Annotated in this window: 24 protein-coding genes; 14 read left to right on the plus strand and 10 right to left on the minus strand. The window is 53.1% G+C overall.

Features of this window, described 5'->3' with window-relative positions:
- Positions 1 to 8 precede the first annotated feature (8 nt).
- Together BUE18_RS00260 and BUE18_RS00265 are read right to left on the minus strand one after the other, a co-directional pair.
- Positions 9 to 1,592, minus strand: a complete 1,584-nt coding sequence (locus BUE18_RS00260) for an ArnT family glycosyltransferase (protein ID WP_073471759.1) — start codon at positions 1,590 to 1,592, stop codon at positions 9 to 11.
- A complete protein-coding gene (locus tag BUE18_RS00265) occupies positions 1,589 to 1,912 on the minus strand; it encodes a lipid-A-disaccharide synthase N-terminal domain-containing protein (RefSeq protein WP_083610667.1) in 324 nt (107 codons plus the stop codon). Before BUE18_RS00265 ends, BUE18_RS00260 begins: the two co-directional genes overlap by 4 nt.
- A 191-nt stretch (positions 1,913 to 2,103) precedes the next feature.
- Here BUE18_RS00265 and BUE18_RS00270 point away from each other — a divergent pair, with 191 nt between their 5' ends.
- Genes BUE18_RS00270 through BUE18_RS00285 form a run of 4 tightly spaced genes read left to right on the plus strand, consistent with a single transcriptional unit; the run spans position 2,104 to position 7,104 of the window.
- Positions 2,104 to 2,853, plus strand: coding sequence for a glycosyltransferase family 2 protein (locus tag BUE18_RS00270; protein WP_073471761.1), 750 nt, complete (start codon positions 2,104 to 2,106; stop codon positions 2,851 to 2,853).
- Positions 2,846 to 4,690: a hypothetical protein gene (locus tag BUE18_RS00275; RefSeq protein ID WP_073471763.1), complete on the plus strand. Its 1,845-nt coding sequence runs from the start codon at positions 2,846 to 2,848 to the stop codon at positions 4,688 to 4,690. The genes BUE18_RS00270 and BUE18_RS00275 overlap by 8 nt, the downstream gene beginning before the upstream one ends.
- The gene (locus BUE18_RS00280; RefSeq protein WP_073471765.1) at positions 4,687 to 6,129 is read left to right on the plus strand and encodes a B12-binding domain-containing radical SAM protein; all 1,443 of its coding nucleotides are present in this window, start codon (positions 4,687 to 4,689) and stop codon (positions 6,127 to 6,129) included. The genes BUE18_RS00275 and BUE18_RS00280 overlap by 4 nt, the downstream gene beginning before the upstream one ends.
- A 36-nt stretch (positions 6,130 to 6,165) precedes the next feature.
- The gene (locus BUE18_RS00285) at positions 6,166 to 7,104 is read left to right on the plus strand and encodes an SGNH/GDSL hydrolase family protein (protein ID WP_139264560.1); all 939 of its coding nucleotides are present in this window, start codon (positions 6,166 to 6,168) and stop codon (positions 7,102 to 7,104) included.
- A 25-nt stretch (positions 7,105 to 7,129) separates the two neighbouring features.
- Here BUE18_RS00285 and BUE18_RS00290 read toward each other — a convergent pair whose 3' ends face one another.
- The 3 genes from BUE18_RS00290 to BUE18_RS00300 are packed head-to-tail and all read right to left on the minus strand — an operon-like array spanning position 7,130 to position 10,040.
- Positions 7,130 to 8,569, minus strand: a complete 1,440-nt coding sequence (locus BUE18_RS00290) for a B12-binding domain-containing radical SAM protein (RefSeq protein WP_139264561.1) — start codon at positions 8,567 to 8,569, stop codon at positions 7,130 to 7,132.
- Between the two features lie 34 nt (positions 8,570 to 8,603).
- Entirely contained in the window at positions 8,604 to 9,449 is an 846-nt protein-coding gene (locus tag BUE18_RS00295) for a radical SAM protein (RefSeq protein WP_083610668.1), read from the minus strand.
- A gap of 24 nt (positions 9,450 to 9,473) precedes the next feature.
- Positions 9,474 to 10,040 carry a B12-binding domain-containing radical SAM protein gene (locus BUE18_RS00300; protein WP_139264562.1) on the minus strand — a complete coding sequence of 189 codons (567 nt, stop codon included), beginning with the start codon at positions 10,038 to 10,040 and terminating at the stop codon, positions 9,474 to 9,476.
- A gap of 190 nt (positions 10,041 to 10,230) precedes the next feature.
- On the opposite strand from BUE18_RS00300, the gene BUE18_RS00305 reads away from it, so the two are divergent.
- Positions 10,231 to 11,541: a B12-binding domain-containing radical SAM protein gene (locus BUE18_RS00305; protein ID WP_073471774.1), complete on the plus strand. Its 1,311-nt coding sequence runs from the start codon at positions 10,231 to 10,233 to the stop codon at positions 11,539 to 11,541.
- A gap of 19 nt (positions 11,542 to 11,560) precedes the next feature.
- Here BUE18_RS00305 and BUE18_RS00310 read toward each other — a convergent pair whose 3' ends face one another.
- Genes BUE18_RS00310 through BUE18_RS00320 form a run of 3 tightly spaced genes read right to left on the minus strand, consistent with a single transcriptional unit; the run spans position 11,561 to position 14,924 of the window.
- A complete protein-coding gene (locus BUE18_RS00310; protein WP_073471776.1) occupies positions 11,561 to 13,009 on the minus strand; it encodes a YncE family protein in 1,449 nt (482 codons plus the stop codon).
- Entirely contained in the window at positions 13,006 to 14,010 is a 1,005-nt protein-coding gene (locus BUE18_RS00315; protein WP_073471777.1) for a radical SAM protein, read from the minus strand. The genes BUE18_RS00310 and BUE18_RS00315 overlap by 4 nt, the downstream gene beginning before the upstream one ends.
- Positions 14,007 to 14,924, minus strand: coding sequence for a UbiA family prenyltransferase (locus BUE18_RS00320; protein ID WP_073471779.1), 918 nt, complete (start codon positions 14,922 to 14,924; stop codon positions 14,007 to 14,009). The genes BUE18_RS00315 and BUE18_RS00320 overlap by 4 nt, the downstream gene beginning before the upstream one ends.
- A 307-nt stretch (positions 14,925 to 15,231) precedes the next feature.
- Here BUE18_RS00320 and BUE18_RS00325 point away from each other — a divergent pair, with 307 nt between their 5' ends.
- The 3 genes from BUE18_RS00325 (at position 15,232) to BUE18_RS00335 (ending at position 18,285) form a co-directional block, all read left to right on the plus strand.
- The gene (locus tag BUE18_RS00325) at positions 15,232 to 16,899 is read left to right on the plus strand and encodes a long-chain-fatty-acid--CoA ligase (RefSeq protein WP_073471780.1); all 1,668 of its coding nucleotides are present in this window, start codon (positions 15,232 to 15,234) and stop codon (positions 16,897 to 16,899) included.
- 432 nt (positions 16,900 to 17,331) lie between these two features.
- Positions 17,332 to 17,733, plus strand: coding sequence for a response regulator (locus BUE18_RS00330; protein WP_073471782.1), 402 nt, complete (start codon positions 17,332 to 17,334; stop codon positions 17,731 to 17,733).
- Between the two features lie 90 nt (positions 17,734 to 17,823).
- Complete coding sequence (locus BUE18_RS00335; RefSeq protein ID WP_073471784.1) at positions 17,824 to 18,285, plus strand: SRPBCC family protein; 462 nt, start codon at positions 17,824 to 17,826, stop codon at positions 18,283 to 18,285.
- Between the two features lie 182 nt (positions 18,286 to 18,467).
- Here the strand turns inward: BUE18_RS00335 and BUE18_RS00340 are convergent, their stop codons facing one another.
- Positions 18,468 to 19,055, minus strand: coding sequence for a polyhydroxyalkanoate synthesis regulator DNA-binding domain-containing protein (locus BUE18_RS00340; RefSeq protein ID WP_170868221.1), 588 nt, complete (start codon positions 19,053 to 19,055; stop codon positions 18,468 to 18,470).
- 110 nt (positions 19,056 to 19,165) lie between these two features.
- Positions 19,166 to 20,008: a hypothetical protein gene (locus BUE18_RS28230; RefSeq protein WP_211482766.1), complete on the minus strand. Its 843-nt coding sequence runs from the start codon at positions 20,006 to 20,008 to the stop codon at positions 19,166 to 19,168.
- Between the two features lie 326 nt (positions 20,009 to 20,334).
- Here BUE18_RS28230 and BUE18_RS00355 point away from each other — a divergent pair, with 326 nt between their 5' ends.
- The 6 genes from BUE18_RS00355 to BUE18_RS00380 all read left to right on the plus strand — a co-directional run bounded on the left by BUE18_RS00355 (position 20,335) and on the right by BUE18_RS00380 (position 24,904).
- Positions 20,335 to 20,751 carry an NFACT RNA binding domain-containing protein gene (locus tag BUE18_RS00355; RefSeq protein WP_083610670.1) on the plus strand — a complete coding sequence of 139 codons (417 nt, stop codon included), beginning with the start codon at positions 20,335 to 20,337 and terminating at the stop codon, positions 20,749 to 20,751.
- A 36-nt stretch (positions 20,752 to 20,787) separates the two neighbouring features.
- Entirely contained in the window at positions 20,788 to 21,453 is a 666-nt protein-coding gene (locus BUE18_RS00360) for a peptidylprolyl isomerase (protein ID WP_280173688.1), read from the plus strand.
- Positions 21,454 to 21,500: 47 nt separating this feature from the next.
- The gene (locus BUE18_RS00365) at positions 21,501 to 22,166 is read left to right on the plus strand and encodes a DUF2062 domain-containing protein (RefSeq protein ID WP_170868222.1); all 666 of its coding nucleotides are present in this window, start codon (positions 21,501 to 21,503) and stop codon (positions 22,164 to 22,166) included.
- Between the two features lie 142 nt (positions 22,167 to 22,308).
- Positions 22,309 to 23,073, plus strand: coding sequence for a ParA family protein (locus BUE18_RS00370; protein WP_073471793.1), 765 nt, complete (start codon positions 22,309 to 22,311; stop codon positions 23,071 to 23,073).
- Positions 23,070 to 23,609 carry a hypothetical protein gene (locus BUE18_RS00375; protein ID WP_073471795.1) on the plus strand — a complete coding sequence of 180 codons (540 nt, stop codon included), beginning with the start codon at positions 23,070 to 23,072 and terminating at the stop codon, positions 23,607 to 23,609. The genes BUE18_RS00370 and BUE18_RS00375 overlap by 4 nt, the downstream gene beginning before the upstream one ends.
- Before the next feature lie 554 nt (positions 23,610 to 24,163).
- On the plus strand, positions 24,164 to 24,904 hold the full coding sequence (locus tag BUE18_RS00380; protein ID WP_211482768.1) for a hypothetical protein: 741 nt from the start codon (positions 24,164 to 24,166) through the stop codon (positions 24,902 to 24,904).
- Positions 24,905 to 24,924: the final 20 nt, after the last annotated feature.

Below are 24,924 nucleotides of genomic sequence, written 5' to 3' on the forward strand. Positions count from 1 at the left end.
AATTTTTTCTAAGGTGTGGAATTCAACGTTTCAGGCGCTTTCTTTAAAATGCGGAATCGTCCGATCTGCTTCACCGGGACAAAGTTTTCGTCCAGATAGCGGGCCATTATCGGAGCGTAATCCTCAAAATTCCGGCCGCTGATTTTTTCCTGCCCCTTCACCCAGACAACGATGTTCACGCCGGATTTTTTTAAAAGAACCACGGTTTCATCAATATAGGGAGGTTGGTTCCATTGCCCGGGCCAGATAATCCGGGACTTGGCCGGGTTGGGGCGCTCCGCCAGATAGTAAACCAAAGGCGCCCACGGGGCGACGAAGATGGGTTCCCCGGGATGGGTCCGGCTTTGGATTTCGGCAATCAGGGCGTTAATTTCCCGGGCGGCGGCGGGGTCGGCTGTCACACCTCCGGCCATATCAGAATCCAGGGGGGATTGGGGCGCAGGTCTGAGGGACGGCCCGGCCAAAAGCAGGCCGAACAGGGTCAGGGTGAAGGCCGCCGCCAGCATTGCTTTAAAAGGGCCAGAGAATTTTCTCAAAAGCTCCGGCAATAATAAGGCGATTCCCGGCGCAGCCAGGGGGATGAGCGGCCTTAAATGCCCTAAATCCGCTCTGGGAAACAATGTGCCGAAAAGGCATAAAGCCAGCAAGGCGTATAGGCGCAAGGCGCCGCCGTTTTTTCGTCCTTTGCCGAAGGACAAAAGAATACAGACAAGAAGCAATACCGGGGCTCCGTAAAAGGCCAGGCCAATGCCGGAAAAATCCGGTTGGGGAGGGGCCAGGGCCAGGCCTTGCACCACGCCGCGGGCTTTGAATGGATAAAGAATAGCCAGATTGAAAAAATCCGGCAGGCTCCCGGCAAAGGCGGAGTATATGATCCATCCCGCCAAAGGAGCGATCCAGCCGCCCAGCCAAATAAATGGGCTCAGGCCGGACCCGCTGTTTTTCCCGGCCTTGTCCATGGCCCAAAGGGCCGCCAATCCAACTAACAGCCACACTCCGAACACCTGTTTGGTTAAAAACGCAGCCCCTCCCAAAAAACCGGAAGCCGCCGTCCAGGAGCCCCGCCCTGTTTGCTCCGCTTGAATGGCACAGCACATCGCCGCCAAACAAAACAGGCTGACGCACCAGGAGTTATGCCAGCTTACGCGCTGGACGACCGCCATGGCGGCCAGCCCCCAGGCTGTCAATCCAGCCAGGGGCGCCTCCCATTTATTCGGATTCTCCCGCAGCATGGCAAGCCGCCGGGCGCAGGCGAAAACCAGAACCATCAGGATGGACAACAATGCCGCCCCGACTATGCGCGCCACAGCCAGGGATTCTCCGAAAATGGCAAAAATCCAACCCAGGCCGTAATAGGATAGGGGGCCTTTGAAGTACCACACGTCTTTGTATAAATGGTCGCCTTGCGCGATCCTGTGCGAAGCGTAAACAGCGGAGCCTTCGTCGTAAAAGGCGTGGTATCCCTCGGGCGTGGACATCCCCAACGGGAGAAGCACAGCCAGGGTCAGGACGAAAATCAGCCCATAGCCCGCCAGGCCTCCGGCGGCATTCTCCGTTCCTGTTCCGCTTTTTTTTAAGTTGCTGGGGTTCATCCCGTCTCGCCTTCGGCGCGCTTTTTAAAAATGAGAGTCAGGTTGCGAAAATAGATAATTAAGCCTCCGGCCTGGCCCACAATAAACACCGGGTCTTTTTTATGAATCGCATAGGCAAGCAGAAAAACGCCTCCTGCCAGGCTCAAAAACCAAAACGCGATGGGAACGGTGCTTTCTTTTTTGATTTCACTGACGATCCATTGGAGCAGAAACCGGCTTCCGAACAAGGCCTGGCCCAGAAAGCCCACCGTCAGCCAAAACCGCACGGATTCGGCGGAGGAAACAGCCAGTATCGAGACGTATTGCATAGCGCCGTCCATCGGGTTTCTCCGTAATATTTTTTGCATGGGAAAAATAGCGGAAGAAAGGCATCCCGCCCCGCACCCTCTTGATTTGTATACAATACTTATATATGTTTGAAAACAGGAGAATCCCGCCGCACCGGGCGCTCCTTTTCCTCTTTTTCACCACGGCCTTGACGCACGCATTCTTTTAAACCTGGGAGGGTTTTTTGCAAAAAATCAAGCTGTTGTCCATAGTCTCTCCCGCATTCAACGAGAGCGCCGCCCTGGCTCGTCTGATTCCGGAAATGGAGTCCGTCATTCCGGTTCTAAAAAAGCGGTGCGAGAAGGTGGAATGGATCGTGGCGGACGACGGCAGCACGGATAACTCGGCGAATATCCTGGATTCGGCCCCGGATTTTGTGCGGCGTTTGCCCCTGGAGCATCAAGGAATGAGCGCGGCTCTATACGCGGGGGTCATGGCTGCGCAAGGAGAGGTGATCGCCGCCATGGACGCGGATTGTCAGAACGATCCCGCCGACTTGCCCGCCATGGTCAGCCTGCTGGAGTCCACGGGGGCGGACATGGTTTGCGGCATTCGAAACCATCGGAAAGACACGCTGGTCAAACGCTTGTCATCCCAAATATCCAATCGAGTGCGGCGGGCGGTGTTAAAGGATACCATCCGGGATGCCGGATGCACGCTCAGGGTGTTCCGGGCGGACGTCCGCCGTCTGTGCTTCTGGCCTATTCATGGCGGGCACCGTTTTGTCGGGCCATTCGCCCAGCTTCAGGGTTTGCACGTGGTTCAGGTAAACGTGCGTCACAGGGAGCGCGTCGGAGGCCGCAGCCGCTTTGGCGTTATGGACCGGGCGCCCGCTGTGATAATGGACCTTGCCGGCGCAAAATGGCTTATGTCCCGGACTATGGCTCCCGAAGGGTCCGGCGAGGCCGGGAAAGGGGAGAACGCCCATGATTGATCTTCGATCCAAAGGCGCCTGGATTCCCCATGCCCTGATGCTTATCCTGGCAGGCGCGATTTTGACGAAAATGCTTGCCAGGCCTTACGCCTTTTGCGATGATCTGACTCACTATTTTCCCCTGCACCAGTATATAAACGGAGGGACGCCCGTTCAGACTCCGGGAGCGGAGGTCTGGGCCTCCCACTCCATGCTCGTCGGAATGAAGGTCATATTCGCCGGGCTCGCCGGTTTTTTTCAAATGCTGGGCGCAAAATACCCCTTTTTAGCCGCTTCCAAATTTTGGGCCATGCTCATGCTGATTTTGGGGTATGCGGTCTGGGTGATTTATTTAAAAAAGCCGTTAGGCGCCGCGCTTGGCGCCTGGGCTGCGCTTGCCATAGTCCTGTTCAACTGCATCAATCATATTATTACCGCCGGGCTGGTCCGCAGCAGCAACGTGGTTTTAATCGGGCTGTGGTGCATTGCGCTGCGAAAACGATCTCCCATGGGGATCGCCCTGGTATTGCTTGCAACGTCCTTTGTATATCCCGTGGTTTTGCCGGTTTTGGGGCTGAGCCTGTTCGCCGCAACAGCCTGGGCCTGGAAGCGGAAAGAAACACTCGTTTTCCGGGCGGGAGTCCTGATATTAGGATTTCTATGCTCCATAGCCTATGTGGCGGGCAAATCCCTTTTCGGATCGCGTCTGATGGATAACCGGCCCATGTCTTTGGCCGAAATGCAAGACATCCTAAATCAGGGGGCGTTTTCCCCCAATCTGGACGTTCCCAGGCTTATTGGGCGGTTGGGCGATCAGTCCATTTTGGAGTGGTTTCAGTTCAACCTGTTCAACCATTGGGAGCCTGTCAGCAATGCATTGACCATAGAGATAGGGTGTTGCTCTCTGGGCGTCCTGCTTGCAGGGGCTTTTTTTTTGAAAAAGCCCGCCCAGGGCCGAAGCCAGGGGGCGGCTTTAGCGCTCTGCCTGATTCCTTTTGCCGGCGGTTTTTTCGCCTTCCGGGAAATGGATTTTTTCCTGGCCGCCTGCTGGACGGCGGCCCTGGCGTCTCTGGGATACTTGTTCGCCGCCGGAGCTCAGGCGGAAAAAGCGCTTCCTTTGGAGCTTAAACTGCTCATCCCGGCTTCCGCCGTCGCGTTTTTACTGGTTCATGCCGCCTGTTACAAGTACTTCGCCCTGGTTCTGGATCCTGGCAGGCAATTGCAAAAGACCTTCGCGATCCTGGCCCCCATTTGTACGGTTTTGTTTGGGGCGGGGATGTTTGAATATTTGAGATTGCAACGAAAAAGAGAAGTTGCGACTATCGCCGGAATAGTTCTGGCCTTGTATTCCTTTTACTCTCTGGACCTGGGCTACCTGGAATATAATGACCAGCAGGCCATGAAAGCCCTGAAGGATCTGCCGCCCAAAGCCGAGATTTTATGTCACCCCCAGACGGCTGACATTGTGTTGATCATGGCCGGAAAGAGCGCCTCAACAGCCCATGAATTAGTGAGAATAGGGGCGCAGCCTTATACAAACAACCTGATTCAATCCTACGCCCGCGACGTGGACCTGGTATACTCCACCAGCCCGGATAAATTAAAGGCGTGGTGCCGCCAAAGGCCGAAGAACGGATACATTTTGGCGGAGCCGGAGATCTACACTCCCCAAGAAATTGCCAGGCTGTTCGGCCCCTATAACAAGACGATGGAACAACGCCGAGGCGAGGGGTATTATTTAAACGGCGAGCAAAACCCGTGCAAAGAACTAATCGGCGCAGAGGTCAGCCTGATCCCGTGCGATTGCCTGCTGCAGGAAAAGGAGGCGGCGAGCTTCCTGTCTGAGGAAAACCAATGAAGTGGCTGCTGGTGAACCCCAGGCCGGACGAGTTTTCGGTTATGGGGAAATTCGAAAAAGTCATGGTTCCATTTATCCCCATGGGGCTTGCCTATCTGGCCGCCTGCCTGGAAGAGGCCGGCGCCGAGGTATCGGTATACGACGGATTCGCCTCGCCTGGGCGTGCTTTATTGAAGACAGCTGTTGACTATCAGCCTCAGGTCATAGGGATTTCATGCCTTACGCCCACGGCCGACGCTTTAAAGAATATGGTTCCCGCTTTGCGGAAGGCCTGCCCCGGCGTGAAGATTGTTTTGGGAAACATCCACGCCACCTTATTCGCCAAGGAATTGCTGGAGCAGGGCCTGGCGGATTACGTGGTTCACGGAGAAGCGGAGCGAACCGTCCAGAGCCTGGACGCCTTTCTGGAAGGGAAAGGCGATTTGGAGGAGGTTCAAGGGCTGAGCTTCATCCAGGACGGCCGGGTTTGGACCAATCCCGAGCCTGAGCCGCTGCAGGACCTGGACTCTTTGCCCTTGCCGGCCTGGCGCCATTTTGACCTGGATCAATACATAGCGCCGCCTTTGTTTGCGTTCAAAAAAAGGCTGCTGCCCGTGCTGGCGTCTCGCGGATGCCCCTACAGGTGCTATTTTTGCGCTCAAAATGTCATGAGCCCGACCCTGCGCAGGCGAGACATGGTGAAGGTGGCGGACGAAATCGAGGCGGTTCATCATGAAACCGGGGTGGATTTATTCTGGTTTTGCGACGCCATTTTTCCTTTGACGCAAAAGGACGCTGAGGGTTTTTGCCGGGAGATGACCAAGCGGGGCCTGCATAAAAAAATCCAATGGATTACGGAAACCCGCGTGGATCTGGTGGATCGCCCCTTGCTGCGCATGCTCAAGCAGGCCGGGCTTTCCATGGTTTTGTTCGGCCTGGAGTCCGGGGACCAAGAGGTGCTTTCCCGGATCAAGCAGGGAGTCACCCTGGAGGCTGGCGCAAAAGCGGTGGCCGCGGCCAGGGCCGAGAGGGTAACCACCCTGGGCCTGTTCATGCTGGGCCTGCCTGGGGAAACCCGGCAAACCATGGAAAAAACCATAGCCTTCGCCCAACGCATCGGCCTGGATTTCGCCAAATTCAACCGGGCCGCGCCTTATCCTGGGTCGAAGTTTTTTGACGACGTCTATGCTGCGGGAGACCTGCCGCCCTGGGAAATGTTTTCGGCCAATTACGAGCCCAGGGATGGAGAGGGAATCGTATACTCGCCGGAAGGCGTTTCGGACGAAGAACTGGTCCGGCTGCATAAAAAGGCCTTTTTCCGGTTTTACGTGCGCCCCGGGCTGATTGCGCGGCATCTGGCATCAGGCAGGATTTCCCCCTGGAACATGGCTAAAGGAGGCGGGGTGATTGTTAAGAGTTTTTTGGAAGAGAATGCAAGGCGCTTGCTGTTCTCCAAATGAGCCGTCGCCTTCCGATAGTTGGAAAGGGCTTTCTGTATGAAGAATTCGCTCCTGAATTGCTGGTGGATGAAAATGCTCCTGTTCGGCGTTTGGATAGGGGGGCTTCTTATGGCGGCGGAGATCGTTGTGAGGGCGCTTTGCGATCCCATGCCCAGGATGAGCGAGTACATCCAGGCCGTGGACGACCCAAGGGGATACGCTTTGAAGCCGGATTCCCATGCGGTTTTCTCCGGCTTAAAGGAGACGTTGCCGGAACCGGTCCAATACAATATCAATATGCAAGGCCTAAGAGAGGACGGAGTAGCGCCTTTGGCTTCCCTGCCGGGAAAGTTGAGAATCGCTGCAATAGGGGACAGCGAGGTTTTTGGCTGGTCCGTGAATCAGCAGCAAACATTTCAAACCCTGATGGAGCAGATGGACGACCGGCTGGATGTCGTAAACATGGGGGTTCCGGGCTATAATGCGGAGAATGTAGGCTGCCACGCAGCAATCATGCTAAAAAGGATTCCCTGTCACGCCGTCTTATATTGGTTTAATCCCAACGATTTTTTTTCCAGGAAAAGCACCGCCTTTTTAAAGGCGCCTGGAAAAATCAAGTCTGAATTGTTGCTGCGAACAATTTTTTATTTTGATCGCTGCAAGGAAAGCAGGGAAAAAGAACGCCGGTACTCGCTGGAGCAAGTCAGCCGAGCAAAAAATGGGCTGCTTAAACTGCATCGGGTTTGCCAGGATGAACACCCCCCTCTATTTCTGGTGTTTTCCCGCCCGAAAGACTATGAGGTCCTGAAAAATGTTCCGGAACTCAAGCCGGTTTTTGTTTGCTGCAAGGTGTTATTCATTGATCAGGTGATAACCACGTTTCCACGATCTGACGGACACCTGTCCGCAGAAGGCCATAAGGCCTTGGCTAAGTTCCTGTACGAAAATGCGGCCCAGCCCCTTCTCGCTCAAGAGAATCTTTTGAGCAAATTTTAAAAGGCGAATGCCGACAATGCCTCCGCTAAGCCTCGGGGGGAAAGACGGCGTCTCGGGCCAGCATGATGGCGCCGTGGGCGAGGTTTTTGATCTCCCGCAGGCTTTTTGAAGCAAACAGCCTGGACGCCATGTACCTGGGATTCATATAAAAGGAGATATAGGCGTCCTTGACCCACCGGTTTATATCTTCCATGGGGATTTCCGTAAAAGAATCGGTTTCCAGGGGGGTTCCGGCTGCGTTGTTATTGTAGTAATAATTAAAGACGTCTTCCTGGCTCAATACGCCTTCACTGCTTTTTCGCCTGAGAAGGGCGGACAAGGGGTCGGGCATGAGCCCGGCGAACAAGGCGTAATCCGGGCGAATGCGTTCCAGCAGGTTCATGGTTTGCCTGACGGTTTGGTCCGTCTCTCCGGGCGCTCCGAACATGATGTAGACCAGGGAGCGTACGCCCGCCTTTTTTAAAGCCCGGACCGCACGTATGGATTGCTCCACGGTGACGGCTTTATTCATGGCGTTCAGCATTTTTTGCGACCCGGACTCCATTCCCAAAGAGACTATATGGCAGCCTGCCAGGGCCATGCGTCGGGCGGCTTCATAATCCAAAAGATCCACCCTGGACTTGCAGGACCAGGCCAGGCCGGGAAAGTCCTTTCCGAGCATGTCTGTCAGTTCAAACAGCCTTTTTCGGCCCGCCGTGAATGTGGGGTCTACAAAATGCACTTCGCGGGCTTTGAATATCCGTTTGGCCCATGCGATTTCCTCCCTGACCCGTTCCACGCTCTTTTGCCGAAGGTCCCTGGACAGGCTGCAGAAGTTGCACTGCCAACCGCATCCCCTGGCCGTTTCCACCAAACAGAGCGGGGGCTTGATATTGAACGGGGGGTGCATGGAGTAGGGCGCCCTGGGCAAAAGGTCCAGGGCCGGCAACGGAAGGGAATTGGGGTCAAGCGGAGAGCCTGGAGGATTTTGCCTGACCCGGCCGTTTTCCCGCCAGATGAGGCCGGGAACCTCTTCAAAGTCCGTTTTGCTTTGGATAGCGCAAACCAATTGCCAAAACGCCTCCTCCCCTTCCCCTTTGATGAAAAAGTCGATTTCCTCTAATTTGCTTCCCAGCATTTCCGGCGGAAACACGACTCCGTAACCGCCCATGATCGTTTTGATTTCCGGGCGAACTTCCTTTAAACGCCGTATGATGGCGTGGGTGTGGGCGATGTTGAATATGGTGGTGGAAAAGCCGACGATGCCAGGATTGCGCTTGAGAATCTCCCATAAGGTTTGATCGGTTGTATGCCGGAGCGCCACGCTGTCCAGAAGTTCGACGTCCAGCCCTTTTTCCCGCAGGTAGGCCGCCAGGGCCGCAATTCCCAAAGGCTGCATGGGCATGATTCCGCTCAGGTTGAAGCGGATGCGTGAAAGAGGGGGAGATACAATGAGAATTTTGCTGTCGCTGATCTTCGGTTTCATAATAATGACTGCGCCTGGAGACTGCAGAAAGATTTCAGGAACGAAAAAAGGAATCAAACATGCTAAGCATCATGGCTTTAAACCCTTTCCACATGACCTTGGGGGAAAGGGAGCCGTTTTTCAGATGATGGACTATCTTGGATGGCCGGATCCAGAAAACGGCCATGGCAAGATGCTGCAACTTAAGCAACTCCTTTTGGGTCATATTTTCCGGCACATGCAGCAGACTGTCCCCCTTTTTGGGGAAGAACCAGGCGCTGAACTTGTGGTATTCCAGGTCTTCCGTTTTTCCGTCCCACCAGGAGTCAAAGAACGGGGTTCCCGGATAAGGCACGGCTATGTTGAATTTGGCGAAGTCCGGGTCCAGTTCCTTGGCGAAGCGAATGGTGTCCCGGCAGGATGCCGCCGTTTCTCCCGGAAAGCCGAGCATAAAGAAGGCGCAAGTGGGAATGCCGGCCTTTTTTGTCAATGCAATGGCTCGCCTTGCATCTTCCAAATGGAATTTCTTTCCAATGTTTTTAAGCGTTTGCTCGTTTCCTGACTCCACGCCGTAGGCTATTTGTATAATGCCGGAGTCCTTCATGGCTTTCAATAGTTCCGGTTCCGCCATGTCCACGCGCATTTCCGTAATCCAGCAGGCTTTTTCCTGAAATCGTTTATCAATGAGGGCCTGGCAAAAATCCAGCCCCATTTTTTTGTTAAGCGGAAACATACAGTCCGCAAGTCCCGTCATGGTCACCCCAAAGCGGTCCACCAGATAACCCATCTCATCCACGACATTTTCGATGCTCCTGACGCGCACGTTCTGGAACGGGGAGGCCTGGGCGCAAAAAAAGCAGCTATAGGGGCAACCCCTGGATGCAATGACAGGAAGGGATATCCCCGATACCCCAAAGAGGGGATGTCATTCGTAAAGATGGTATGGCAATAAGTGCCAGGCTGGATACGGTAAATCATCCAGGTCCGCAATTTGTTCCACGGGTCCTGTCTGAACGCATTGACCGTGATCCGGAAAACTGAGTCCGGGAACGGCCTCCGGGGAAGCCCCGCACTCCAAGGCTTGGGCCAGGCTGGCCATGGCCGATTCCCCCTCCCCATGGACGATGAAATCGCCGATATTTTTGTTGAGCAGGTACTCATGAAAGGCCCATGCGTGGATATTGCCGAGCACAATTGCAGCCTGGGGGAGGTCTTCGCGTATGAGAGAACTTAAAATTTCCACCGAAGGCATGGCGGCGGTCAGGCAAGAAATTCCCACCATCCTGGGCCGGAAGTCTCGCAACAATGAAATGGTTTGCCGGGCAGTCAGTTTTTGGGCGAACTGATCAATGACCAACACCTCATGCTTGTCCCTTTCCAAAACCGCGGCGATATAGGCCACCCCAATGGTGGGAAAAGGCGTCATGGTGTCGGAGTATCGGCCCAAAAGATCCTTCCGGCCGCTTTCCGGTATAATGAGGGCAATTTTCAAAACAGGGACCCTGGCCAATGATTTGGATTGTTGAATCTCAGCAATTGTTCCACCCAATTCCCCTCTATAATACAATACAGGCTTGATTGAAAACCCAAATTCCGATAATTATTGTCTAACCGCTATTTTTCATTGCCTTAGATTGTGTAGCGATTCCCGGCCTAAAGAATTTTCCTGGAAAGGCGACTTAATGATTCTCTATGTTCATCCGGACTCCAAAATGATGCTGCGTTGTATCTTGCCTATGTCGCTTCCTGCGGTAATCAACAGGATTGATGCGCCTGTTTTGGGGCGCTATCATGACGAGTGGACCAAGTATGAGGTGCGGCGAGCGGACGTCATTATTATGGATATCCACTGGTTCACTGCCATGAAGTCCGCTATTGAACTTTCATGCCGATTTAAAAAGATTAATCCAGAGGCGGTGATTATTGCAGGCGGCGTCTCGGCGTCCGTGTTCAGGAAACAGTTGTTAAGGGATTCCAAAATCGACTACTTGATTAGAGGGGACGGGGAAATACCTTTGGCCGAGTTTGTCAGAATATATCAAGAGGGCGGGGACCTATCTTTGGTTCCCAATCTTGCATGTAAGGATTGGGAGTCTGAAAACCAATACTCCCTATCCAAGGAAGATTTCGACGCCAACGATTATCGCGACATTTCGTTTTTTCCATCTCTAAAAAAAATTTTGTTGAGATTGCATAAAACCTGTAATGGGAAGGCTTACCCTACTTATCCCCATTTGATGGTCTTCCGGGGATGTCCCCTGCATTGCCACTGTTGTTACGGGACCCCTGAAAATCAAAAAAGGGTGTTTGGCAGGTCCTGGGTGGTTCGTTCGCCTGAAAGGATTAGGGATGACCTCAGGGCATGGAGCAGAGCGCCTTCCATTCAATACCTGAATATTTTTCATGAGTTCACGGGAACCATGCCCATGGACTACACCAGAACCGTATTGAGTGAAAACTACAATCTTTTCATTGCATGGGACATAGTGGTCCCTCCATCTAAAGAGGCCTTGGAACTCCTGACCCAATCTTTCTTAGGAGGGGCGATCCAATTTTCCCTGGACGCCAGGCATACTACCTCGCAAAAGTTGGAATCCGTTGAATTGCTGATAGATAGGATTCGCCAGGTTCAAAAGACCAAAAGGTTCATGGTGCGTCTGTGCTATGCAAAGAGGTTTTTGGACGCCTCGCCTGAATACGCCCGAGCCCTGCAAAACGTGCATAAAGCCACCAATTGCGCTCTTTGCAGAACCGACTCCTGGTGGGGAGACGACCTGGAACCCAACCCAAACGGATTATGCTCCGAAATGCAGTATCAGCAATGTTTAAAGGATACGGGGAAATATTCACTATGGAATATGATGTACAGCACTGGCGTTGCGACGCATGCACGGCTTCCCAATTTCACCCAAAAAACATCGGAAATCATATACAACCATCTGGGAGATTCTTTTTTTCTCAAAAAACTGATTGCCGGGAAGCATCCTGATTAAAATAATAGTTTCAGCGAATTTATTTTGAAAAAATTTCCGGCGAGATTTCCAGAACGCCGGTCGAGCTTCCTGTGTAAATACGATCTGTTGCAGGGGAGTAGCACACACAGCGCAGCAAAGGGCCTACCTCCAACTCCCCAATTTTTTCCCCGCTGCCTAAATCGTAGACTTCCAACTCCCCTGAAAAATATTTGGCTACGTATATCCAGTTTCGCATGGGGTCATAGTCCAGGCACCGAATCCCAAACCCGGTGTATATTTTTCTTTTTGTCTCCAGGGTTTCAGAATCCAGGATCAATACGCTGAACGCGCCGTTAGTCGCAACCTCGTTTTGCTTGACAATGGGAACCGTCCACATTCCCAACAACAGGAACCTTTCAGCCTTCAATTCCAACGGCCTCATGCTTATGGAGTATAGGCGCCATGGAAAGGAAGGCGCGTAAATTCTGTTTAGCTCCTGGCTAAAGGAAAAGTGGTTATAAATTCCCCATGAAGCTGAGGTGAAACTATTCTCAACCTTATTGCCCTCCCCAAGTGTGAATATGTCGCCTTGAAAGGTGCAAACATATTTTTGCTCCCCTATGGCGCTTCCTATCCTGAATCCATTAAAAACCGGACTCTTTTCCCCATTCAGAGCATTGCCGAAAGGAATCTCTCTTTGCATGCTCATATCTTCAACGCGTACTTCAAACATTTTTCTGTTTGGAGGGCTATCGTAAAAACTGCCGGTATAGAGTTTTTTATTGTCCGGCGAGAGAAAAAAGAAAGGGCGGCGCCCTCCTTCTCGAAAGAAATATTGAAGCGAGTGCGTTTTCAAATTAATCTTATCAATTCGCTTACGGCGTTCGTACGAGATGAGAACGGCATCGTTTTCTATAACGTGAATCATATAGGGATCAAATCGTTTAACAAGTTCCGTTTCACCCATTGGGTAGATGGCCTGAAAACCATCTTCCATTGGAAGGCTCTTTGCCAACCAATTTACTCCAGGACGTTCCAGGCCCGCTCTGTCCCATTTTTCCCGGTCCATATCGTCGTAGGACAAATGCCCCAGGTTAGGGAAAGAAAACAAAGCAATCAGGAAAACAGCAAAATTTATTAAGGAAAAAACATTGAAGCCGATGCGTTTCCCTTTTCGTCTCATGACCGCTTTCAAGAAGATAAAAACGCTGATGGAAGCCGCCAGGAATACGGCTCCCCAAAGCGGGGAGCCTATGAACAGAAAGGCCATTATCGAGTAGGAGAAAAACGCACATGAAAAATATGCTATTGCTGGAATTTCTTTAATAATGAGTATTTTGCTGAGTTTGGATTGATGCACGACAAACGCTAACACTAACAAAAAAATCAGATCTAAAACTGTTTCCTCCCAACCGGCAGCAGCCATCTCCTTTAAGACGAATAGAAAAACTGCTGTAGAAGCGGTAAGGATGAAAAGATATCTGATGATGGATTTAACTATCCTCATTCCCCTGCGCTCCTCCAACCTATAGTTGCTTGTCTCAAGGCGTCATAAATGGGGAGCAGTTTTCCCGAAAGAAGGTTGCTGAGCTCCACATAGGGATAGATAAAGCACCCTTGGCAATCCGTCATGGGCATTCGCCGGAACGCTTCAACAAATCCCAAATCTCTCCCCGAGGGCGCGGCGTCCACGCCCAGGTTGACATGACACCGGCAGACCTGGCCCGAAGGAGTGACGAATCCTCCGTACAAGCCTAATTTGCATTGGGCCTTTTCAATGGTTGCGTTGGGGTATCGCATTAAGGATTCCAGGTAAGATCTTGAGCAGCAAACGGGCTTGCCCCGCCTTTTGGCCGCCTGTAAAAAACGCACGCCCCTTTTGAACTCGTCCAAATCAGGAAGCATGCTTGCCGCCTTTCCGGAACTGACAGCGCAGGGAGTAACGGGCTGAAAAAAGCATTGGGCGCCCATGTCTTCCGACAGGCGAAGTACATGCGGGATTTGATTTGTATTGTCTTTGGTCACGACCATGGCGAAGATCAGCTTCTTCCCAGCCTTGAGCACGGCCTCTCCCCCCTGGACGGCCCCGGCATAGGCTCCTTGCCCCCTGAGACCGTCATGAACCTCTTGGTTTCCATCCAGGCTGATCACCGCCGCGTCCACCCATTTTAAAAGATCCTTCCTTTCCGGAAGAAGCAGGCCGTTGGTGTTCAAAGTGACCAGGGCGTTGCCATGGGCCGCCTTAAGCAGCCGGTCAAGGTCCTGCCGCAAAAGAGGCTCGCCTCCGCTGAACCCCATGCGCAGAGTTCCCGCCTGTAAAAAAGCATGGATGGCTTCCAGCCATTGGTCTGCGTCCATTTCGTCGGAGGGCAGATCCGGAAAGCCGCAATAGGCGCAACGCAGGTTGCATCGATGGGTGACGATCATGCCAATGGAGGCGGGGAAGCGCCTTCCAAGAACTCTGGCTGTCATCAGCCTGGCAAGCGAAATGGGCGTCCGCCTTTTCACATCACCCCCTCAAGCCCGCCTCGAAGCACCCACAACACCAGGAGCCCAAGGCCCAGAATAATGTTCGAAAACCGGAAGAAAAGGCGCATTTGTGCAAGGTCCCTCTCTCGGGAGTACAAGCTCATCAACCCTATTTCAAAAACTGAAATCGCCGAGATTAAAAGCGCATCCCCCGCCATGAGATATCCGGGCCAAAAACCAATCCATCCAAGCAAAGCGCGAAACAGGGCCAAAAGCCTCATGCACCCGATGGTTTTATTCTTTCCCGCTTTCACGGCCACTGTTTTAACGCCAGCCTTTAGGTCGCTATCCCTGTCCTGAATTTCGTGGGCCAATTGGGGTATCAATATGCTGGGGCAAAAAACAAGAGCCATAAAAAGGCCGCCATTAGCCGTCCCCCCTGAAGCCACCATGCCCAGCGTAAAAATGGGTATGAAGATCAGACAGTTCGTCAGACTTCCGGCGATGAAAATCCGTTTAACCTGAACCGGGCCGGAATATAGCCAGGAAGCCAGGTACATGCCCGTTGCAAGCAGGCCCGCGGGAACGGATACCAGCCAGGAAAGGACCCAGCCTGCAAGGCCCGCCGACAGCGCCAAACAACGGGCTTGGTTTAAGGGAATGCGGCCTGCCGTAATCGGGTTTTTCGCCGGAGCGTCCAGTTCTCTGTCAAATAAATTGTTGTAGCCGTATGTGAAAGAAAGGTAGGCGCAGCAACAGCCGAACCCTGCGTAAAAGGCAGCGGTCATGGGAATTTTTCCGGCGGCGTACACCGCTCCCAGCAGGTAAAGCCCCAGAAAATGGACCCAACCTCCCACTCTAAAAAGGTTCAATACACTGAAGAGCGCTTGCATGGCATTCCCCAGGCGGGAGCCCAAAGCAGGGCTTTGGGCGGGCGCGGCGTGTGCTGGCATGTTTCCCCCTCCAAGACGCTTTAACTTCGCTTGAAAAAGATATAACAGCGGCATGAATGCAAGTCAATGGATCTCATGGACGCATGGATCGGCATGCTCGCAGGCGGGGGCGGCAAAACACTGCTTTTGCCTGTGCATTCTAAGATTATACAATCGTAAAACTTCATCGGCCGGAATTATTTTATGGACTTTTAGAACCAAAGGGGCGTATAATTCCGTTACTTTTCACAAGGCAAATTTTTAGGCCCATTTTTTCCCAACACAAGACCTATTCCCCAAAAATTTCTTACAATAAGGAGCAATGGTAATGGAACTTATCAAAGGCTTTCCCGCCACTAGTCAGGACAGGTATCCCTTAAATGTAACCAACATTATTAAACATTCCGTTAGAAATTACGGTCCCCAGGAAATCGCCAGCAGAAGGCTGGACGGCAGCATGTTCCGCTACACCTATAACGACGCTTACGAACGCATGCAGCGCTTGGCCAACGGCCTGACCAAGCTGGGCGTCAAGGTGGGCGACCGGGTGGGCGTGCTGGCCTGGAACTCCAACGAAAATTATGAAGTGTATTTCGGCGTGCCCGGAATGGGCGCCGTCATGCTGCTTTTGAATCTGCGGTTGACTCCCCAGGATCTGGCCTATGTGGTGGAGCACAGCGGCTGCGAATACATCATTGTGGACGAAACCCTGCTGCCCATCGCCCACGCCCTGGCCCCGCTCTGCCCGCAGATCAAAGGCTACGTGGTGATTACCATGCCGGGCAAAAAAATGTCCGACGTGGAAACGCCCCTGGAAAACACCCACTCCTATGAAGAACTGCTGGCCGAATCCGACCCGGTTTTCGACTGGCCCATGATGGAGGAAACCTCGGCCTACGCCGCATGCTACACCACGGGCACCACGGGCAAGCCCAAGGGCGTGTATTACTCCCACCGCGACGTCTACCTGCATTCCATGTGCATCGGCATGAACACGGGCATGAACGTTAAGGACACCTGCTGCCAGATCGTCCCCATGTTCCACGCTCTGGGCTGGGGCCTTCCCCAGGCGGCCACCCTGGTGGGATCGCGCATCATCCTGCCCGGCATGTACACCCTGGAAACCCTGGACTCCCTGAGCAAGCTCATCGTGGATGAAGGCGTGACCATGAGCGCCGGGGCCCCGGCCATTTTCATGCCCTTGCTTGAGTACATCAGAAACCTGGAGAAAAAACCCGACCTCACCGGCGTGCGTCTGCTTTCCGGCGCCACCGAACCCCCGGTCTCCATGATGAAGGGATTCTGGGACATGACCGGCGCGGAAATCATCCATGCCTACGGCGCCACGGAAACCACCCCGCTGGTGACCATCAACCGCCTCATGCCCTGGCTGGAGGAATCCCTTTCCGAAGACGAAAGATGGAGCCTGAAAAAGAAGCAGGGCTACGCAGTGGGAGGCCTGGACGTCAAAGTGGTGGACGCCACTCTCAAGGAAGTGGCCCACGACGGCAAGACGCCCGGCGAAATCCTCATTCGCGGCCCCTGGATCACGGGCGCCTATCACAACGCTCCAGGCTCCGAAACCTCGTTTACTGAAGACGGCTTCTGGCGCTCCGGCGACGTGGGAACCATGGACGAAAACGGCTACCTGAAGATTACGGACCGGGTCAAGGACGTGATCAAGTCCGGCGGCGAATGGATCAGCTCCGTGGATATGGAAAACGAAATCATCTCCCACAACGACGTACTGGACGCCGCCGTCGTTGGCGTGGAGCATCCCAAATGGCAGGAAAGGCCCCTGGCCCTGGTGGTCCTCCGGGATGACGCCAAAGGCAAGGTCAACGCGGACGACATCCGGGCGCATTTAAGCAATGTGTTCGCCAAATGGCAGTTGCCCGACGACGTTTTGTTTGTGGATGAAATCCCCAAGACCAGCGTGGGCAAAACCGACAAAAAGGTCATCCGCGCCGAGCACAAGGACATGTATACTTCCTGATGTTAACGTAAAACCAATCGCTTACAAAAGGGTGCCCCGCCAAAGCAGGGCGCCCTTTTTGCCCCTCATGCCGGTGCCCGCCGCTGAAGTAAACAAACGCAGGCTTTGCGTCTTGAAATTCAAAGCGAGCGCTCGAAAAATTTTCTTCATTATTTCAAATAGGATGGAGCACTTCCTCAAAAATCTGCGATTTTGTCGCTTGACTCCATTCAAAAATCCAAAATATGATGCCCGAACTCTGGTTGAATCTCCTCCCCAAGTAGTTTATTTGAAGGGATGGGAGTATTTCGCCGTCACCTTTTTCGGTTACGCGCCGACTTAATTCAAAAGGGCTTGCTCGAAGGCCTTATTTGAACCTGAAGAAGCCGGCGCTGCAATTCCACCGGAGATCCGGTTTGGAAGCATGGAAAGCAAAAAAGCGGAGAAGGAATAATGAATGTCCAGTCACACGACATTGCAGATAAGCAACGCATCCTCATAGTCGACGATGAACCCCAGGTCTTGAAGGTCATGAAGCGCATGCTGGAGTTTTCCGGCTATACGGTGACGGCCATGGACGACAGCGTGGAGGCCCTCCAAACCTTTGGCGAAGCCCCGGACTCTTTCAACGCGGTGTTTACGGATATGTGCATGCCCCAGATGAACGGGGATGTGCTGTCTTCGCGCATGAAGGAAATCCGCCCGGACATCCCCATCATTATGTGTACGGGGTATTCCGAGCTGTTTTCCGAGGATAAAGCCCGGGAAGCCGGTTTAGCCGGTTATCTGCAAAAACCCATCTATCACAAGCAAATGGTCGAAACGCTGCGTCAGGTGTTGAATTATCCGAAATAACTTGAGACTTAGCCTTAATGAATGTAAGGTTGGGCCATAGTAAATCATAACCCGAGGATGGGCTGAAAACGCCCTGGAGGAGGATACTGCATGGCCTTGAAACTGAGTCTGGAACTGAACGAAACAATCGACCTGCCTTGCAGCTTTGATAAGGCTTTCGATTTTTTCATGGACGTGAATGCAACCGGAAAATGCTTCACCAAGGTGGAGGAAATCAAAGACCTGGGGGACGACAAATACCATTACATCATGGCGAAGGAAGGCGTGGGCAAGTATTCCGTCCAGGTGGAATACGCCGCCAAATATTCCTTTGACCGGGATAAAGGCATTGTGGAATGGACGCCCGTCAAAGGCATAGGAAACGGCGTGTGCAGCGGCAAGTCCGTGGTAACGGAAAGCGGCGGCAAAGTGAAGGTGGATTTTTCCACCACCATGAATCTGGAGCTTCCCCTGCCGGGCCTGGCCAAGCCCATCATCAAGCCTTTCGTCAACCGGGAATTTGAAAAATCCATGGAGCAGTTCCGGGATAATGTCGTGAAAGCGCTAAGCTGATTTTACGGACTTGAGTCCGGCAAATAACAACGCCCGCAAGAATAATTTCTTGCGGGCGTTGTTAGCTGGCCGGGTTATTTGCCGACAAAAAGCCCCAAGGCTTAAAGCCTTGGGGCGTATATTCTCAGGCGCCGGAGGTGAACCGCCGGGCGCCGTTGTGTGTAGATGGGACGCGGTATATTTTACGCGCGGGCTTTTTTCTTGGCCGGAGCTTTTTCCTTTTCCCCCGGAGCGCCTTCCTTCTGCAACTCCTCCACCTGTTTGGTAAGCGCGGTCACCTGTTTTTCCAACTCCTCCACTTGCTCGGCGGAAACCAGGTTCATCATGCCTAAAACTTCGTTCACCCGCTGGTCGATTTTTTCGGATATCCAACCCTTGAGATTGGAAGCGTAACCCATGACTTCGCTTTTAAACCGGCTGCCTTCGGACTCGGATAATTCGTTGTTTTTCACCATGCGGGAGACGACTTTGTCCAACTCTCCCTCCGCCATGCTCATGGCGCCCTGCCACAAAGAAACGAACTTGCGAGCCGACAACAGGGTTCCCTGTCCTTTTTGCAAAAGCTGCATAAGCACCCCCGAGGGCACGCCCTTGTCCCTGGCTAAAAGCTGAGACATGGTTGCGGCGGTCAGGTCTTCGCCTGTCTTGGAGTCCTGAATGAACACCTCCTCGCCGGCGCGGACCAATTCGGAGACCCGGGCCAGAGATATATATTGCTTGTCTTCGGTGTCATAGAGTTTGCGGTTAGAGTATTTTTTTATCCTGCGCATGGAGTGCCTTTTATGCTCGGAGTGGTTGTCAAAGGCGGCCCAGCCCCCTTTCAAGGGGACTGGGCTGCGGCCTGTGCCTTTCCCTGCTCCGGGCGGCGGTTGTCTGCGCACTATTTGGAGGCCAGGGCCGTCACTTTGGAAGTCAGAGATTTCACTTTGCCGGGTATAGGAAGCCGTGCGGCGATTTTCTTGCCGTTTTCAGCCATAACGCCAAAGGTCTCCAAAGCGACCATCCCCATATCTTCAACTAGATCGGTTCCGGTTTCAAGGGTTTTTTTGCCCGACTCCAGAGCTTTCTTGACGTATTTCTCGTTGTACTCAAGCGCGGTAAGGGTCGCCGTGTCCGCCGCGGTCTTCACTTTGCCCTGAATTTTAGCCTTGCGTTCGTTGACCAAAGCCTTGCCGAGGTCCACGTAAGCGGAGGCGGTCGTTGCGGCGTTCTTGGACATTTCCTCAACAAAATCCACGCCCGTGGTCACAGCGGCCAGGATCTTGTCATTGTATCCGGAAACCGGAGCAGGCAGGCTGTCCGCAACCTTTTTGGCGGTGTTGATGACATAAATCGCCTTGGGGTTCTTTTCCGGCGCCTTGGGAGCTGCAGCCTTGGGAGCCGCTTTCTTGGGAGCCGCTTTCTTTGCAGCAGTCGTTTTGGCTGCGGCGGCTTTCTTGGCCGGAGCTTTCTTCGCCGCGGCTTTCGCTTCAGTCTTCTTGGCGGCCGCTTTGGGCGCCGCTTTTTTGGCCGGAGCCTTCTTGGCGGCGGTCTTTTTAGCAGCGGTTTTCTTGGCGGGCGCTTTTTTCGCCGCAGCCTTTTTGGGGGCGGCCTTGGCTTTTACTTCCTTGGCCTCCTCAGCTTTTGCTTCCACTTTTTCAGCCGCCGCTGCGGGCGCTTCTTTGGCGGTTTCGGGTTTTTCCTCCACTGCCGCTTCAGGCGTTTTGCCGTCTACTTCACTCATTGTTCTTCTCCTCTTCATATGGCGATGTTAAAAGATGTAAAAAAAGTTGAAACCCTAAAAAATAAATCCCGGAGATAATTCCCAGGGCCATGCATGCTCAGTATGTCAACCACAATATGACGCAGCGCGTCAATTTGTCAAGGCTTTTTTTTCACAACAAAAAATTCATGCTGTTCAAACACGATTCAAACACCGTCCTAAAGGGCTGGAGTCTTTTTTACTTTGCTCGATAGGGCTTTATCTTGACGGAAAAGAATGATAATCTTGACGGAGAAAAATAGAGGGGCAGGGCGGGGTTAATTTATTTTTTACAAAGCAGGGTCAAAATGGTCTCCCGAACCGGCAAAAAGCGTGATAAAGACAGTTTTACTCCTCCTGAGCCTCGGGTTTTCAGGTACGAACTCCCCGGGGGCTGGGAGGTGCTTGCCGGCAAAACCGATGAGGACAACGACCTTTTGAGCCTCAAGACGGCCAGGCCCAACGACTGGTGGTTTCACGTGCGCGGCATGCCGGGCAGCCATGTGGTTTTACGGGGCAGGGAAGGGGAGAAGCCGGACTCCCAGGTTAAAAAGCAGGCTGCGGCCATTGCCGCCTATCACAGCAAGGCCCGGAACGGCGGGATTGTGCCTGTGTCGTGCACTCAGGCGTGTAATGTGACCAAACCCCGGGGCGCCAAGCCCGGGACCGTGCATATAAAAAAAGAAGTGGTTTATAAAGTCAGGCCCTCAACCGGAGAGGAATAACGCCGGATGATTCAAGATACTTTTTGCGGAGGCGCTATGAAGGCAATCAGGGTTCTTTGCGTGGTGTTGGCTGTTTTATTGAGCCTGGGGGCGTGCACCCCCAAAGATGAAAAAGCCGGAGAAGCGGCGAAAGCGGATGCGGCGGTCAAGTCAGAGGAGGCAGCCCCCGCCCAAGCGGCGCCAGCGGGGCCTTCGCCCGAAGTCCTGGTAAAAACCTCCATGGGCGAATTCGTCGTGGAGTTGAGGCCCGACCTGACCCCCGTCACCGTGGAGAACTTTCTCAGCTACGTGGACGAAGGCTTTTACGATGGTAAGATTTTTCATCGGGTGATTGACGGGTTTATGATCCAGGGCGGCGGCTTTGATGCGGACATGAAACAGGATGCGACCCGCGCACCCATAGTCAATGAGGCGCCCAAGGGGCTGGAAAACCTGGCCGGAACCATCGCCATGGCCCGGACCGGCGAGATCGACAGCGCCACGGCCCAGTTTTTCATCAACGTGAAGGACAATTATTTCTTGAATCATGTGCCCGGCAATCAGAAGAAGTTCGGCTATGTCGCGTTTGGCAGGGTGGTTCAAGGAATGGATGTAGTCTACCGAATAGCCAAGGTGGAGACCGGGGTCAAAGGATATTATAGAGACGTGCCCCAGACTCCCGTAATCATTGAAAGCGTCACGCGGGTCGGCGCAGCCGATTAAATCATATTGCAGTTTATGTTTTGTCCATGGTCGGGACCAATTTCGACATGACTGAATCCACCACGCAAAACCCTGAAAAAAAATGCTCCGCCCCGGCGGGGCGCGATCCGTCCTCTCCGGAAGACTTTTCCTCCGGGGAAGACGACTGCGGTCTTAGCGACCACGATATTGAACAGGATTTTTACAAGCATTATCTGCCGAAGTCCGCAGGCCTGAAAGGCTTTCTCAAGCGGGCTTTCCATCGTTTTCTCGCCATTCGGGGAACCCCCCGGGAGTTGGCCCTTGGCCTGGCTTTGGGCGTTTTTGTGGGGATGAGCCCTTATATGGGGGTGCATACGGCCGTGGCCGTATTGTTTGCGGCCATCTTTAAGTGGAGCAAGATTTCCGCCGCCGTGGGCGTGCAGATTTCCAACTTCGGAACCGCGCCCTTCGTCTATTGGTTCACCTATCACGTGGGCAAGTTTTTTTATACGGCCCGGGTGCCCTTCCAGCTTCCCTCGGAATTCAGCTTCCACGGCTTCATGGAAATGCTGAAACAAACTCCGGAAATGCTATGGATTCTCACCATCGGAGGGGTGGTTGCGGGAATCCCCCTGGCCTTCATTACGTACTGGATCGCGTTTAAAGCCGTGACCAAATACCGGGAGGACATCAAGGAAAAGATTGCAGCTCATAAGCGCAAGCTGTTAAGAAAAGCCAGACGCAAACGATGATCCATGGGTTTGACAAAACTGGTAAATCTGATAAACGACCTGATATTGAATTGCTCGCAGATTGCCGCATTGCGGCTTTCAGGACGCCGGATCGGGCCGGAGCCTTGGCCCGGGACGTAATTGCCGCCCAAAAGGAGGGGACATGCGCAGAGTGGTTTTTAATCAAAAAGGGGGGGTGGGAAAATCCACCATAGCAAGCAATCTGGCCGCCATGGGCGCCAGCAAGGGAAAGCGCACCCTGCTGGTGGACCTGGATCCTCAAGGCAACGCCACCCAGTATCTGCTGGGAAACGGAGACCTGGACTCCCGGGAGACTCTGGCCGAGTTCTTCCAGGACATGCTTAGGATCAGCCTCAGGCGAAAAGGCGTGGAAGCATACATCCACCATACGCCTTTTGACAACCTGGACGTTCTGCCCGCCCATGGGGAAATGGCGGACCTGAGCTCCAAGCTGGAGGCCCGGTACAAAATTTACAAGCTCAAGGAGGCCCTGGACCAGATACCTTATTACGACGCGGTATTCATGGACACGCCTCCGGCCCTGAACTTTTTCACCCTGTCGGCCCTGATAGCCGCGGACTCATGCCTGATTCCCTTTGACTGCGACGATTTTTCCCGCCGCGCCCTGTACACCCTCATGGGAAGCGTGCAGGAAATCAGGGAGGATCACAATCCCAAGCTGCGGGTGGAAGGCATTATCGTCAACCAGTTTCAGGCCAGGGCCAAGCTGCCCAACAAAATAGTCAACGAGCTGAAAAGCGAAAATCTGCCGGTGCTGGACGCCTTTTTGTCCCAGTCCATCAAGGTGCGGGAGTCTCACGACAAAGCAACGCCCCTTGTGCACCTGGCGCCCAAACATAAACTGTCCCAGGAATACCTGGCTTTGTACGAGATGCTGAACCCATGACCCAAGAAGTGGACAACAAGCTGGTTCCCGTGCTCACCGAAGCGGTGGGCGTGGTGAAAATGGCCGTATTCAAAAAGCTCAAAGAGCATTTTTCAAAAAACTACCCGGATTGGGAGGACGCCTTCGCCAATATGATGGCCGGCGCCATCATCAACGACCTGTTCTGCACCCCCAATCTGGACCCCCATTTCGTGGATTTCGTGCGCACAAATCGCCCGGTGATCGCCCAGTACGTGCGATCCCTGGCGACGCATGAGGATTTCACCCCCTTGCTGCCCCATATCACGGACGCCCTGCGCGTCTCCTTCATGTGCGATCACAACCAGGGGACGGATACGTCCTTTATCCTCACCCGAGCCTTGCAAATGGGAATCCTCATGGAAGAGCGCACCATACCCCTGCCCAGGCATTTTATCGATTCGGTCAAAATCCTGGGAGACTCCCTTGGTCTGGTCTCCCCGCCCGTCCTGCCGCCTGAGCAAGAAGACGGAGAGGCGGAAAAGAAACAAAAAAGGCAAGAAAAAACAAACTGCTGATCACAGATTAAAAAAATATGCCTCCGGCGGCAAACTTTTGAAAAAGTTTGATCAAAACTTTAAAATGGCGCTGCGCGCAAAAGCAGATGAGGATGAACCGGAGTATCATCCTTGTTGTTGATCTGCGTCGGCAAGGCGGTGTCTTGGCGGAGATGTAGGTTGGGTTGAGCTTGAGAAACCCAACATTATCAGTTTGTTATAGCCTTTTCTTATACCTTGCGCGGAAGTGCGTCCCGGCGCATAATCCGTCATTCCCGAATGACCTCATCGGGAATCCCAAATGCCTGCTCTTGGGTGGCCCAGGCATGAAATGCCTGGGGCCGGAGGCCAAAAGGTGCGGCCTCAGAAGCGTCTCGAAATCTTAAAAGTCGGGCGGACGACATATTATAATCGAGGCCTTGCCCCAAGCCGTCATTCCCGAACGTCCGTGTCGGGAATCCAACGTCCTCCGCCCGATATCCAAGAATATCTCCATGGGCGTTTCCTCAGAATCCTCATAAGGCCTTTCAAAATATATTGACATAAAACAGCCATTTGATATCAAAAATATTGAGATGTTTTTATTGGTTTGCTTGCCTTTTCCTCACTCAGGTCTAATTGCAAAATATTGGAGGCCTATGCGTTTACTCGGCGCCGGATTGTTCGTATGGTTTGGAATGATGGGCCTGGTTGGGCTTATTGGGGGCCTGGGCTGGTTTGAGTCCGGCCCTGTCTGGATCGCCCCATTGGGCATTGCCGCGGGAATGCCTTTGTTAATTGGCGTTGCCGTAAAGTTGTTTAATCCCAAAGGGGTAGACTTGTTCGGGGCAAAATCTTCTGGAAAATATCCCTCAAAATATTTTCGTGATTTGGAGGAGCAGGGTTTATTGGAAACGGAGGATTTTACGGCATCCAGGGCCTTCGGGGTGGAAGAATATGACGATGAAGGCCTGCATTATTATCTTGAGCTGGCGGACGGCGGCGTCCTTTTTTTAACGGGACAGTATTTGTATGACTATGAACCCACGTTTGACGATTCCGAGATAAATCAACCGAGATATTTTCCATGCACGGAGTTCTCGGTGCTGAGGCATAAAGCGGAAGGATATGTGGTGGATATTGTCTGCAGAGGCGATGTTTTAGAACCGGAGCTTGTGGCGCCGCCTTTCGATTTTAAGGATTTTGATAATGATCTGGTTCCCGAAGACGGCCAAATCATTTCGGATGTCTCCTATGACGAGTTGAAGCGTCAAAGGACGAACCCAAAGACTAAGCAAACCACTTCTTCGTGGTGGGCGAAATTGTTTGGATCATAGCCGGCGTCTCGCCAAAACGC

Source organism: Desulfatibacillum alkenivorans DSM 16219 (assembly GCF_900142135.1).
Taxonomy (GTDB): Bacteria; Desulfobacterota; Desulfobacteria; order Desulfobacterales; family Desulfatibacillaceae; genus Desulfatibacillum; species Desulfatibacillum alkenivorans.

Excerpts from the sequence above, each read along its gene's own strand:
- BUE18_RS00260 (WP_073471759.1), bottom strand. The coding sequence starts at position 1,592 with ATGAACCCCAGCAACTTAAAAAAAAGCGGAACAGGAACGGAGAATGCC.
- BUE18_RS00265 (WP_083610667.1), bottom strand. The coding sequence starts at position 1,912 with ATGGACGGCGCTATGCAATACGTCTCGATACTGGCTGTTTCCTCCGCC.
- BUE18_RS00275 (WP_073471763.1), top strand. The coding sequence starts at position 2,846 with ATGATTGATCTTCGATCCAAAGGCGCCTGGATTCCCCATGCCCTGATG.
- BUE18_RS00280 (WP_073471765.1), top strand. The coding sequence starts at position 4,687 with ATGAAGTGGCTGCTGGTGAACCCCAGGCCGGACGAGTTTTCGGTTATG.
- BUE18_RS00285 (WP_139264560.1), top strand. The coding sequence starts at position 6,166 with ATGAAGAATTCGCTCCTGAATTGCTGGTGGATGAAAATGCTCCTGTTC.
- BUE18_RS00290 (WP_139264561.1), bottom strand. The coding sequence starts at position 8,569 with ATGAAACCGAAGATCAGCGACAGCAAAATTCTCATTGTATCTCCCCCT.
- BUE18_RS00305 (WP_073471774.1), top strand. The coding sequence starts at position 10,231 with ATGATTCTCTATGTTCATCCGGACTCCAAAATGATGCTGCGTTGTATC.
- BUE18_RS00310 (WP_073471776.1), bottom strand. The coding sequence starts at position 13,009 with ATGAGGATAGTTAAATCCATCATCAGATATCTTTTCATCCTTACCGCT.
- BUE18_RS00320 (WP_073471779.1), bottom strand. The coding sequence starts at position 14,924 with ATGCCAGCACACGCCGCGCCCGCCCAAAGCCCTGCTTTGGGCTCCCGC.
- BUE18_RS00325 (WP_073471780.1), top strand. The coding sequence starts at position 15,232 with ATGGAACTTATCAAAGGCTTTCCCGCCACTAGTCAGGACAGGTATCCC.
- BUE18_RS00330 (WP_073471782.1), top strand. The coding sequence starts at position 17,332 with ATGAATGTCCAGTCACACGACATTGCAGATAAGCAACGCATCCTCATA.
- BUE18_RS00335 (WP_073471784.1), top strand. The coding sequence starts at position 17,824 with ATGGCCTTGAAACTGAGTCTGGAACTGAACGAAACAATCGACCTGCCT.
- BUE18_RS00340 (WP_170868221.1), bottom strand. The coding sequence starts at position 19,055 with ATGCGCAGGATAAAAAAATACTCTAACCGCAAACTCTATGACACCGAA.
- BUE18_RS28230 (WP_211482766.1), bottom strand. The coding sequence starts at position 20,008 with ATGAGTGAAGTAGACGGCAAAACGCCTGAAGCGGCAGTGGAGGAAAAA.
- BUE18_RS00355 (WP_083610670.1), top strand. The coding sequence starts at position 20,335 with ATGGTCTCCCGAACCGGCAAAAAGCGTGATAAAGACAGTTTTACTCCT.
- BUE18_RS00360 (WP_280173688.1), top strand. The coding sequence starts at position 20,788 with ATGAAGGCAATCAGGGTTCTTTGCGTGGTGTTGGCTGTTTTATTGAGC.
- BUE18_RS00365 (WP_170868222.1), top strand. The coding sequence starts at position 21,501 with ATGACTGAATCCACCACGCAAAACCCTGAAAAAAAATGCTCCGCCCCG.
- BUE18_RS00370 (WP_073471793.1), top strand. The coding sequence starts at position 22,309 with ATGCGCAGAGTGGTTTTTAATCAAAAAGGGGGGGTGGGAAAATCCACC.
- BUE18_RS00375 (WP_073471795.1), top strand. The coding sequence starts at position 23,070 with ATGACCCAAGAAGTGGACAACAAGCTGGTTCCCGTGCTCACCGAAGCG.
- BUE18_RS00380 (WP_211482768.1), top strand. The coding sequence starts at position 24,164 with ATGTTTTTATTGGTTTGCTTGCCTTTTCCTCACTCAGGTCTAATTGCA.